We start from the raw sequence: 11112 nt of genomic DNA, 5'->3' as shown, positions 1-11112 counted from the left end.
CTTGCCCTTAGGTTTTTCTCCTAAGTTGATAGTATAGAAACTATAGTGCCGACAAAAATCTTTATTTGATACCCAGAACTTCCATCACTGGAGTTTCACCTTACTTAACCGGGGTTAAGCTTACGGAATAAAACCTTTTTGTTCTACAGGCACCTGTTTTAACCGGTATCTCTTCAACCAATAATAAAAGTAGGTGGCTTTAACTGGTATTGCTTACAAAAAGCAGGCTGACTTAATCTGCTGCTTTTCCAGGACTCTATGTGAGCAAACATTTCTATCGTGTGCGATAATTCCCTTTTCATGGCTTTTTCGATTTTGTTAAGCCAAATCTAAAAAATTCATTTACACGACCCCATATGGGGCCGTCGGACGCTTACGAAACAATAATGGTATAGTTGAAGGCTGAGAATTGTCCGAAATCAGTTTGCATATTTTATACCAGAAATTAGATTTTCTAATGCTGCTTTTGCCTTTGCATAGTCTTTCTGAGGGTATTGTATGAAGCCTGTTATACAAAAGTTTTCGGAAGGATTAAAAGTTGTAAAAGTCATTAAATTTATACCCTCAACAATTCTATTGGCAACTAGTACATCCTTCCCATCTATGGCTACAATCTTAGATGAGTAAGTCTTATCGTGTTGGCTTGTATCATCAGAAGCTAGTTTTTGAACCTTCAATATACCTTTCTGTTGTGTAATCTCGGCTGAATTCACAAAAATTACCATTTCGCCGACAGTAAAAACTTTATCTGGGTAACGTTTAATAGTTCCTATTAAAAATTTTGTTTTTCCAAATTTTTCAGAAGCGATCTTCGATATATTGGATTTAGAAGCTTTAGTCATCTGATTTGGGATTTCTAGGGTAGCAGACTTTGACAAAGCAATACGCTGTGCCATGCAACTTGAGCTTATCATTAGTACTAGGGCGACAATTACTATATATTTCCTTTTTAATACGTTTAGCATGTTTTATCTACTATGTCAGGTCTGCCCTGATTGATGGTTTCTAGGAAAACAAAATCGAGCTGTTATCAACAAATTGCTTCTTCCAAAGGGAAATCTGCGTAGGATGAAGATCATACTGAACTGCGAGTTCTGCAAGTGTCTTCTGCTCTTTTAACGCTTCTATGGATACTTTCGCTTTGAATTCTGCGCTGAATTTCTTTCTGCTTACTTTTTTCATCCTGTCTAAATTTACGGCCTCTTTTATAACCTTAAACTATCGACCTAATATTGGGGAGAATTATACTTACACCCTTTTCCCACCGAGCATCATTTGGCACATCCTCTATTATTATTTTTTATCAACTACTATAAAAACAGCTCCACGTCCGGGTACAGTTACTTTTATACCTTGGGTAGTCACGGCCGATCTGGCTTTTAAACCTGCATAATCTGTCGGCCCCCCAGCTTCGAGCGTGGTGCCAACGCCATTCACAAGTACTTTTCTTGAAAATTCGCCATTATCGGTACCTCCTTCTAAGATATACCAGTAAAAACGGTCGCCCGGAATAAAATTTATAAACTTAACCAGCACCGTTTGAGCGGTTTCAGCAGTATTCACGATGTTCACATTCGCTTGTCCGGATGTATACGTAGAGCTATAAGTTTTCAGGGTAGCATTTCCAACTATCGAATTGGGCACTAAACGATCCCCTAATAATTTATGGAAATAATACATGTAATAAAATGATGGTCGTGGGCTCCATTTATCAATGCCGGGCTCATTCCCCGGACTAAAAAGACCATGATCGTTACCGCCATCCCAGCCATTTATCATATCCCAACGAGCGGTCATTCCGTATTTATTTTTGATTGCTTCCCCTTGTACCAATACCGCAAATAGCCCACTCACGTTCGACACCTGCTGTTTCGATCCTAAGGCAAACATGTTCCATTCATCGAAGGCAATTGGCTTAACCGTAGCACCGTTAGTTTGCAACTCCTGAGTAACAAAAGTCATCATAGCTCCCGGAACTGTGGTAGCAGAAGTAAGTATGGTTGCTGCGTTTACGTTTTCGCTGTTGGTGAAATAGTTGTGCACTACATAGAAATCGGGTTTGTCTGCGGCCGATTTCATCATGCCCGAATTCCAGGTTTTGGTAGTATTGGTTTGCCATGACTCTGGTGAGGGAGTCTCATGAGCAACGGCACCGATGTAAATCTTTTTACCAATTTCGGTAGCGGCTTTTTGCATTGAGTCAATAAAAACTTTCACATGTTTTCCGTACAGATCACCATTAATGATTGCTGGCTGTCCGTCTTTATTTTGAGATACATCAATCATGTAACCTACTTGCCAACTGCCGTAATGCTCATTTCCAATTTCCCAGTATTTTGTGCGGCCATTATCGAAACGAACCCATTCTGCAGCCAAATGAGCTGCATTTGCTAGCGGAGTATTGGCTGTACTGTAGCGGGCATAGCTATAATTAACAGATATAATTCCTTGATTTCCAGTTTGTAAAAGCGTTGCATAGTATTTTTCTAAATTAAATTCCCAATCGTGGTTGGTTTTACCGTAATTATAACCGGCTGGATGGCTTGCTCCTTTATCGTCCAAATAGGTCATTGGCACATCGGCCGGAAGCACATCTTGCTCGGCATTCCAAAAATAATTATTGGAAGAATTACCTCCTGGGAAGCGAATAATATGCGGATGCAAATTCTTAACATCGGTGATAGCCTGGGCTGATGGTCGCCCCATCCACCAAACGGCATTTTGCCCGAATGTGGATTGCGGGATTTTGGTAATAATGGAAGATGCATCCACCGTGATGGTATTTGAGGTACTTGCAGGAAGTGTTCCATCTACAAAAGCTGGAGCCGTGAACGTTTTTGATTGCCAATCATCCACGAAAAAGCCCATTGTTTTGGCTATTCCTGGATCGTTGACTGGCACTACGGTAACTACTTCCTCTACCGGAGGAAGCGGCGTTGGAATTTCTTCTATTTTTTTATCTTTTTTGCACGAAAAAGATGTAAACAAAATTAGTAAGCAACCTGTGTAAATAAGGATGCTTTTTGAAGCAGGATTTTGCATATACTAATGTAAAAGTGGTTTAAAAAATGAGACTATTCTAGTTTACAATACTAAGCACATTGTTTTTAAGCCCACACATTCTGTGTTGTCCGAAATAAACTTGTAAGTTTTTTCAAATTCTCCATCTGAGAATGCCTTTGCTATTTCTGTCTTGGTCATTTTGTCAATTTTTTTATTGCACGGTCGTCTTTTACAATTCTGACTAACATTCGAGGCTGGTATTTTATAACTGTCAGCCCGGCAACTGAAGCCGATTTGAAATCGGCTTCAGTTAAAGTTAACAAATAAAAGATAAATAGAATTTGGTCAAGCCCGATAATAGCTGATAGTAGTAAAACAGCCGATTGTTCTTCCGTCTGCCAGCCTTGCGACAAACATTTTAATAGCATTGTTTTTCTTCGTACGTCAATTATTTTTTTGGCTTCAACAACTACAGAGTTATTTATAGTTGTCAAAGTTGTCGATCTCTAATATGAATGATTTAAAGATGATTATTTTCGAAATCTGTTATTGAGAAACGCTTCTATTATATAGTTTTGGTTACTGTCAGGTCACACAACGGCAACCAATTTTCATCAGGATTTTTTTTCCAATCCCAATGTGTTTTCATAGATTTTCCATCATCACTAAATTTAAAAGTGGCCCGCTGTAGTTCTCCAATATAGGTCCAAACATTGTTTTGAAAAGTAACTTTGTATGTAGGAGAATTGCCTGCATTATCAAAAAAACTCGAGATATATGTTTGACTTAAAATGTCGAAACCAAGGACTTCCATACCATTAAATTCTGCGTTCCCGACGTGCCCGTTCCAATGATGAATAAGAAAAGAATCATCTAAAATCCATTCAAATGTTTCAGTTGAACTCATATCTACCAATGAAACTTGCAAATTACCGTTAGAGTTTCCTTCTGCATAAGATTTTCCTATAGCTTTCCATTCCCCCACGAATATATTTAGTTTCTGATTTTCCTTTTTCATGGTTATAGTTTTTAAATACAGTACAATTAATACTCAGCAAAGTTCGTGCGTTAAATCTTAACAAGTATTAGACGGCTTAAAAAATAATTAGCATGATTCACATTGCGTTCGTTTAGTGTCTCCCACAATAAACATAAAGTTCGAGGATTGCAGCAGGGCTTATAATTTATAATTATCAGCCTGGTGACCTAATCCCCAAAAACTAGCCAGTTACAACTAGAGAATCAAGCGTTAATTTAAGGCTTCAATGAACTCATTCGGAGTCAGACCACTCAGTGAACTGTGGCGTCTCTTTAGCGTCTTCCATGGATAGGAACATATGTTTATCTAAACTTAGATCCGCTTGTAGATAGTGTCTTCACTAACCCTCATTTTTCTACAAACCTCTGAAACAGCGAGGTCGGTTTCAGATTGTTTGATCGCAAATATGATGTGTGCCTACATAAATTTGCTTGTTTTCATCGCAATTATGTGATGTTAAGCTATTAATAATTGTCCGATTTTTCTACTTTAGAATGGCCAGGTTTTAGGGGGCGTCAGTTTTTTCATCGTTCAATTTTCCATAACTGTTATTATAAACTTTTCCTTTTTTTGGATGCGTAAATTTCAAGCCTGACCAAATGTTGTCAATAATCAGGCAGGTACTTTCTACTAGTCCATAATCATATCCCAATTTTATCACTATTTTAAGGTTCAAATCAGTTCCCAATTTTCCACCTTTTGGCCAAGAAACCCAAAGCATTCCATTGGACTTTAAATAAGTTTTAAGTTTAGGAAAGTGGTCTATAAACTCTGATTGAGTTTTTACAAATAGATGGATGTAATCAAACTCATCTTCAAGGTTTGTTGAAATGTCGAGAGTAGGCAAATGAATATTTTCAATAGCTTCATTATTAGGATTAACAAAGTATGCTTTTGAGTTTTCTTTGATGCCCATTTTTTGTGAAACAGTTCTTGTCATTATAATTTCTTCAATTCATTGTCTTTGGTGTTTTTTTCATTTAGTCTGAATACAGTAAGATGTAATGTTTTGAATTTGATTGTTATTGTTAAACTCATAGACGTCACAAGCAAAAACAAAAGACACACGTTTGTTATTCCTCAAAAATTCCGCTGTTCCGTTAATTACAACTTTATTTCCGTCTGAAATTATGTTCAGTGTTTTAAAGTTAGTCGTTACGGATTTAAAATAACTACCAACTTGTTCACAATTTTTAATAATTGCTTGCTTACCTATAAATCTATTTTCTTCTATAACAGTCCATTCTGCGTTGTCCGAAATAAACTTGTAAGTTTTTTCAAATTCTCCATCTGAGAATGCCTTTGCTATTTCTGTCTTGGTCATTTTGTCAATTTTTTTATTGCACGGTCGTCTTTTACAATTCTGACTAACATTCGAGGCTGGCATTTTATAACTGTCAGCCCGGCAACTGAAGCCGATTTAAAGTCGGCTTCAGTTAAAGTTAACAAATAAAAGATAAATAGAATTTGGTCAAGCCCGATAATAGCTGATAGTAGTAAAACAGCCGATTGTTCTTCCGTCTGCCAGCCTTGCGGCAAACCTGGATGTGATCCCAGACAGCAAACTACTTCAGGATTTTGTAAACGACATTATCCTTTTGCTGGGTTAGAAACAAATATCATCCAGCGTCCAGTTATGGTATTGCAGGTAGTCTACATATAATAAGGCTACTCCGTTTATTTTTACCAGACACTGCTGAAACAAAAATTAAACTAGCATGTTGTAAGTTTTGAAAAGAATCCTAAATATTTTACTGATTGCATTTAATTCTTAACTATTTTAACAGTTAACATCATGCCTATTCAAACAATTAATCCAACCACAAACAAGACCGTCCGATCTTTCGAAGAAATGACCGACAAGGCAGTTGATGCGGCAGTAGCCCAGGCCGCAAAGGCATTTGACACTTGGAGAAAAATTACCTACAAACAGCGGGCTGATTTTTTGCATAAAATAGCTGCCTTGATGCGTGAGAAAAAGGACTCACTGGCCAAACTGATCACATTAGAGATGGGAAAACTTATCTCTCAGGCGGAAAGTGAAATAACCTTGAGCGCAGATATCTTCGATTATTATGCTACAAATGCAGAAAAATTTCTTGCCGACAAAACCCTCAGCCCTAAATTAGGAAAGGCTTATATCCGTCATAGTCCTATTGGTGTACTTCTGGGTGTCCAACCTTGGAATTTCCCATTTTACCAAATGGCCCGCTTTGCCGCTCCAAACATTATGATTGGGAATACCGTGCTGGTTAAACATGCCTCAAATGTACCCCAGTGTTCCATTGCAATTGAAGATTTGTTTAAAGAAGCAAGTGTACCTGCCGGGATTTATACCAATCTTCTGATATCAGGAAAACGTGCTTCAGCGTTGGTGTCTGATGAAAGGATAAAAGGTGTTTCCCTTACCGGAAGTGAGGCAGCTGGGGCAAGTCTGGCATCCGAAGCTGGAAAAAATTTAAAGAAGTCTGTCTTGGAATTGGGCGGAAATGATGTTTTCATCATTCTGGAAGACGCCGATATTGATAAGGCGGTAGAATGGGCAGTAATAGGAAGGATGAATAATACCGGTCAATCCTGTATTGCATCAAAACGGCTTATTGCCATAGAAACGGTTGCCGACGAGTTCCTGAAAAAGTTTAAGGATAAGCTGTCACACCTTAAAGTGGGAGACCCGATGGACAGGACTACAGAGTTAGGTCCTTTAAGTAGCGAAGAAGCAGCAGTACATTTGGCTGATCAGGTGAAAAGGTCTGTGGATGCAGGAGCAAAAGTCTTGCTGGGCGGTAAGCGTATAGATCGGCCGGGAGCTTTTATGGAAGCGACCATTCTGACTGATCTCAAACCTGGTATCCCTGCCTATCACGAAGAATTATTTGGCCCCGTCGCCTCTTTTTACCGGGTGAAGGACGAACAGGCAGCTATTGATCTGGCCAATGATTCAGCTTTTGGTTTAGGTGGTTCTGTATTTACCCAGAACATTGATCGGGGCAAGCGGGTGGCTGACCAGATTGATACAGGAATGGTATTTATCAATCACCCTACCGGGACTCAGGCGGATCTGCCATTTGGAGGCACCAAACGTTCAGGTTATGGCCGGGAACTGTCTGAACTTGGTATTGACGAGTTCGTAAACAAAAAACTCATTCGTATAAGTGAAATCACAGACCCCTTTTAAGGGTTGACGAATCGCTAATGAATCTTCATCGGCTTAATCAATAAAAAACTAATGGCCCCCAAATAGGGTTAATAATTTTACGATTCAAAAAAAGAAACAATGAAAAAAGTATGGTTAATAACAGGCTGCTCCACAGGATTTGGGCGTGAGCTGGCCACATACGTGCTGGCACAGGGATACCAGGTTGCCGTAGCAGCACGTAATACGGAAGACGTGAAAGACATTATTGCTGGTAATGAAGACAATGCAATATCAATAAAGTTGAATCTTACAAAGCCGGAACAAATAAAAGAAGCTGTACAAAAAACAAAGGATAAATTCGGGCGAATAGATGTCCTGGTGAACAACGCAGGGATTGGGTATTTTGGCGCCATCGAAGAAAGCGAAGATGATGCGGTAAGAAATATGTTCGAGGTCAATGTTTTTGGTCTTGCTAAAATGATACAGGAAACATTGCCCGTGATGAGGGCACAAAAAAGTGGGCACATCGTAAACATTGCTTCTATAGGCGGCTTAGTTGGTTTTCCAGGAGTTGGATTTTACAATGCTACCAAGTTTGCTGTAGATGGACTTTCAGAATCCTTATCTAAAGAAACAGCGCCATTGGGTATTAAAGTAACCATCGTGGCACCAAGTGGCTTTCGTACCGACTGGGCAGGACGTTCGGCTAATAACAGCCCCATCGAAATTGAAGATTATGCAACAACGGCAGGAAAAAATAAAAGTGATATTCGTGGGTACAGTGGCAACCAGCCCGGTGATCCAGCAAGGGCTGCGCAGGCAATTGTAAAGGCTGTAGAAGCAGAAAATTCACCACTCAGATTGTTATTAGGTGCAGCAGCGCTAAAAGGTGCACGTATAAAATTAGATCAGTTGAAAAAGGATTTTGATACCTGGGAAGAAACCACCCTTTGGGCAGATGCTCCTAAATCAGTAAACCTTGCACCTCCCTCCACTTAAATTGCTATTGATACAATTAAGGATGTATTTTGACCAATACATCTGTCGGCTGCTCTACTTGTTTTCATACCTGTCCATATATTTTTAAAATTCTAACAATTCATTTACTAAATCATTGATTAACAGATGTTATTTATTAAAAAATGCTACTAATACTTCTTAAAAGTATTTTAAACGAACCTCATTTTCTGCACGGTTTGGTGAGGGAATTTTGATTCTCTCGCCTTTTTTATTACGTATTTCATTAACACGCCTATATAATGTATTAAACAAGTGAAGATCAAGGTTGCAAAGTATCCAAACCGATGTCTGACCTTGCTGACCGCCCTTCGGACCAGTTCTAAAAGAAAATAGACGATCAACCTCACTAATAATTGTGATTTACACGAATTGGGATGTGTGCCTACAAAAATCTTGATCTGTAAATTCTGCTTGATCAGCTTAAAAAATATTTCAATGTTCCATCTGCTTGTGACAATTTTTGGAGTTTTCAGAATACGCTGGGCTGAACGCAGAATAGCTACGGTCCTTTCAAATTGAATACGACATATAACCCGCCTGTCAGCCGACCTAAATATAATATATACTTTTTTGTATAGATTAATTTATACTTATTAGTATATTTGTACCAGAAGGTTAAATTAACTACCATAAAATTCATAAAGAATATGAGCAAAGAAGCATCCACAGCAACTCTTGAAAATTATACCAAGAGTGATTATAAATATGGCTTTACCAGTAACATTGATACTGAGCTCATTCCAAAAGGGTTAAATGAAGATATTGTTCGACTAATATCTTCTAAAAAGGATGAACCTCAATGGTTACTTGACTGGCGTTTAAAAGCCTTCAGGCTTTGGGAGACAATGACGGAACCTAAATGGTCGAATGTAAAATATCCCCCGATAAATTATCAGGACATTATTTATTATGCCGCCCCAAAAAAGAAGAATATTCTCAACAGCCTGGATGAAGCAGATCCTGAACTATTGAAAACTTTTGAGAAACTTGGTATTTCTGTAGGAGAACAAAAACGACTTACAGGAGTTGCCGTTGATATTGTTATTGACAGTGTGTCTGTTATCACCACTTTCAAAGCGGCACTTTCTGAATTGGGCATAATTTTTTGCTCTTTTGGTGATGCGGTAAGGGAACATCCTGAATTGGTAAAAAAATATTTAGGGATGGTTGTTCCTGCCACTGATAACTTTTTTGCCGCACTTAATTCTGCCGTGTTTACCGACGGTTCGTTTTGTTACATTCCAAAAGGCGTTCGTTGCCCGATGGAGCTGTCCACTTATTTCCGTATCAATGCCGAGGGGTCTGGGCAGTTTGAAAGAACATTAATTGTAGCCGAGTCAGGTAGCTATGTTAGTTACCTAGAAGGATGCACCGCCCCTGTAAGAGATGAAAATCAATTGCATGCAGCAGTGGTAGAACTTATAGCACTTGATGATGCCCAAATCAAATATTCCACCATTCAAAATTGGTATCCTGGTGATAAAGACGGAAAAGGCGGCATTTATAACTTCGTTACTAAAAGAGGATTATGTGCGGGGGCAAGATCGAAAATTAGTTGGACACAGGTTGAAGCAGGGTCTGCCATTACCTGGAAGTACCCAAGTTGTATTTTAAAAGGTGATAATTCAATTGGTGAGTTTTATTCTGTTGCAGTTACTAATAATTTACAACAAGCTGATACAGGAACCAAGATGTGGCATATTGGTAAAAACACCAGCAGTACTATTATTTCCAAAGGTATCTCTGCCGGCAGAAGCAATAACTCTTACAGAGGTTTGGTAAAAGTTGGGAAAAATGCCGAAAATGCCAAGAACTTTTCACAATGTGATTCCTTGTTAATGGGGGACAAATGTAGTGCAAATACCTTCCCCTATCTCGAAATAGATAACGATACCGCTCAGATTGAGCACGAAGCCACAACTTCTAAGGTGGGGGAAGACCAACTTTATTACTGTATGCAAAGAGGATTAAAAATGGAAGATGCGATTAATCTTATCGTTAATGGTTATTGCAAGGATGTATTTAAGGAATTGCCCATGGAGTTTGCGGTGGAAGCGCAAAAATTGCTTGAGGTAAGTTTAGAGGGTAGTGTAGGATAAATATAATTAAATAAAAAAAATGTTAACAATAAAAAATTTACACGCTGAAATTGAAGGTAAAAAAATATTGAATGGTATTAACCTTCAAGTAAATGCTGGCGAAGTGCATGCCATAATGGGGCCAAATGGAAGCGGTAAAAGCACGCTGGCACACGTTTTAGCTGGCCGTGAAGGCTATGAGGTTACAGAGGGTAGCATTAGTTATATGGGTAAAGACCTGCTTGAATTGTCTGTTGATGAACGTGCCAGGGAAGGTGTGTTTCAAGCCTTTCAATATCCGATAGAAATACCGGGTGTAAGTACCGCGAACTTTCTTAAACATACCATTAATGCTGTCCGAAAACATCAGGATAAGAAAGAACTGAACGCAAAGGAAATGTTAATTTTTATCAGGAAAATGGCAAAAATGGTTGAGATGGAAGATAATTTTTTGAGCCGATCTCTAAACCAGGGATTTTCAGGCGGAGAAAAGAAACGCAATGAGATTTTACAAATGGCTGTACTGGAACCAAGGCTTGCAGTGTTAGATGAAACTGATTCGGGACTTGATATTGACGCCCTGAAAATAGTTGCCAATGGCGTGAACCAGCTGCGAACAAAAGAAAACGCTTTCATAGTAATTACGCACTACCAACGATTACTCGATTACATTATCCCCGATTTTGTTCATGTGCTATACAATGGAAGAATCGTTAAATCTGGTGACAAAAATTTAGCCTTGAAGCTGGAAGAAAAAGGATACGATTGGATCAAAGAAGAAGTAGAAACAACAAGTTAATTTGATGATTTGAAAATGAGATGATGAAACAGAA

11 protein-coding genes and 1 pseudogene are annotated in these 11112 nt (G+C 38.7%); 4 read left to right on the top strand and 8 right to left on the bottom strand.

Annotation, left to right across the window (positions count from 1 at the left end):
• Positions 1–173: 173 nt before the first annotated feature.
• From tnpA to ACHFIZ_RS17215, 8 genes and pseudogenes are all read right to left on the bottom strand, one after another.
• Positions 174–272, bottom strand: coding sequence for an IS66 family insertion sequence element accessory protein TnpA (gene tnpA, locus ACHFIZ_RS17250; protein WP_410888120.1), 99 nt, complete (start codon positions 270–272; stop codon positions 174–176).
• A gap of 147 nt (positions 273–419) precedes the next feature.
• Complete coding sequence (locus ACHFIZ_RS17245) at positions 420–896, bottom strand: hypothetical protein (RefSeq protein ID WP_410888114.1); 477 nt, start codon at positions 894–896, stop codon at positions 420–422.
• Positions 897–1041: 145 nt separating this feature from the next.
• A pseudogene (locus tag ACHFIZ_RS17240) lies at positions 1042–1182 on the bottom strand (transposase); the annotation flags it as partial.
• Positions 1183–1293: 111 nt separating this feature from the next.
• On the bottom strand, positions 1294–3042 hold the full coding sequence (locus tag ACHFIZ_RS17235; protein WP_410888112.1) for an alpha-L-arabinofuranosidase: 1749 nt from the start codon (positions 3040–3042) through the stop codon (positions 1294–1296).
• Positions 3043–3568: 526 nt separating this feature from the next.
• Positions 3569–4021, bottom strand: coding sequence for a DUF1579 family protein (locus ACHFIZ_RS17230; protein WP_410888110.1), 453 nt, complete (start codon positions 4019–4021; stop codon positions 3569–3571).
• Positions 4022–4354: 333 nt separating this feature from the next.
• Positions 4355–4441 carry a hypothetical protein gene (locus tag ACHFIZ_RS17225; protein WP_410888118.1) on the bottom strand — a complete coding sequence of 29 codons (87 nt, stop codon included), beginning with the start codon at positions 4439–4441 and terminating at the stop codon, positions 4355–4357.
• A 106-nt stretch (positions 4442–4547) separates the two neighbouring features.
• Positions 4548–4958, bottom strand: coding sequence for a hypothetical protein (locus tag ACHFIZ_RS17220; protein WP_410888108.1), 411 nt, complete (start codon positions 4956–4958; stop codon positions 4548–4550).
• A gap of 60 nt (positions 4959–5018) precedes the next feature.
• Positions 5019–5366 carry a nuclear transport factor 2 family protein gene (locus ACHFIZ_RS17215; RefSeq protein ID WP_410888106.1) on the bottom strand — a complete coding sequence of 116 codons (348 nt, stop codon included), beginning with the start codon at positions 5364–5366 and terminating at the stop codon, positions 5019–5021.
• 471 nt (positions 5367–5837) lie between these two features.
• Here ACHFIZ_RS17215 and ACHFIZ_RS17210 point away from each other — a divergent pair, with 471 nt between their 5' ends.
• The 4 genes from ACHFIZ_RS17210 to sufC all read left to right on the top strand — a co-directional run bounded on the left by ACHFIZ_RS17210 (position 5838) and on the right by sufC (position 11078).
• Positions 5838–7220: an NAD-dependent succinate-semialdehyde dehydrogenase gene (locus tag ACHFIZ_RS17210; protein WP_410888105.1), complete on the top strand. Its 1383-nt coding sequence runs from the start codon at positions 5838–5840 to the stop codon at positions 7218–7220.
• 99 nt (positions 7221–7319) lie between these two features.
• The gene (locus ACHFIZ_RS17205; RefSeq protein ID WP_410888104.1) at positions 7320–8180 is read left to right on the top strand and encodes an oxidoreductase; all 861 of its coding nucleotides are present in this window, start codon (positions 7320–7322) and stop codon (positions 8178–8180) included.
• 668 nt (positions 8181–8848) lie between these two features.
• On the top strand, positions 8849–10300 hold the full coding sequence (gene sufB / locus ACHFIZ_RS17200; protein WP_410888102.1) for a Fe-S cluster assembly protein SufB: 1452 nt from the start codon (positions 8849–8851) through the stop codon (positions 10298–10300).
• A 19-nt stretch (positions 10301–10319) separates the two neighbouring features.
• Positions 10320–11078, top strand: a complete 759-nt coding sequence (gene sufC / locus ACHFIZ_RS17195) for a Fe-S cluster assembly ATPase SufC (protein WP_410888100.1) — start codon at positions 10320–10322, stop codon at positions 11076–11078.
• Positions 11079–11112: the final 34 nt, after the last annotated feature.

Origin of the sequence: Pedobacter sp. JCM 36344 (assembly GCF_046546555.1) — a bacterium.
Classification (GTDB): Bacteria; Bacteroidota; Bacteroidia; order Sphingobacteriales; family Sphingobacteriaceae; genus Pedobacter.
The sequence above is the reverse complement of the archived record's forward strand: the minus strand, read 5'-3'. Positions and strand labels throughout refer to the sequence as shown.

Excerpts from the sequence above, each read along its gene's own strand:
- ACHFIZ_RS17235 (WP_410888112.1), bottom strand. The coding sequence starts at position 3,042 with ATGCAAAATCCTGCTTCAAAAAGCATCCTTATTTACACAGGTTGCTTA.
- ACHFIZ_RS17215 (WP_410888106.1), bottom strand. The coding sequence starts at position 5,366 with ATGACCAAGACAGAAATAGCAAAGGCATTCTCAGATGGAGAATTTGAA.
- sufB (WP_410888102.1), top strand. The coding sequence starts at position 8,849 with ATGAGCAAAGAAGCATCCACAGCAACTCTTGAAAATTATACCAAGAGT.
- ACHFIZ_RS17245 (WP_410888114.1), bottom strand. The coding sequence starts at position 896 with ATGGCACAGCGTATTGCTTTGTCAAAGTCTGCTACCCTAGAAATCCCA.
- tnpA (WP_410888120.1), bottom strand. The coding sequence starts at position 272 with ATGTTTGCTCACATAGAGTCCTGGAAAAGCAGCAGATTAAGTCAGCCT.
- ACHFIZ_RS17230 (WP_410888110.1), bottom strand. The coding sequence starts at position 4,021 with ATGAAAAAGGAAAATCAGAAACTAAATATATTCGTGGGGGAATGGAAA.
- ACHFIZ_RS17205 (WP_410888104.1), top strand. The coding sequence starts at position 7,320 with ATGAAAAAAGTATGGTTAATAACAGGCTGCTCCACAGGATTTGGGCGT.
- sufC (WP_410888100.1), top strand. The coding sequence starts at position 10,320 with ATGTTAACAATAAAAAATTTACACGCTGAAATTGAAGGTAAAAAAATA.
- ACHFIZ_RS17220 (WP_410888108.1), bottom strand. The coding sequence starts at position 4,958 with ATGGGCATCAAAGAAAACTCAAAAGCATACTTTGTTAATCCTAATAAT.
- ACHFIZ_RS17210 (WP_410888105.1), top strand. The coding sequence starts at position 5,838 with ATGCCTATTCAAACAATTAATCCAACCACAAACAAGACCGTCCGATCT.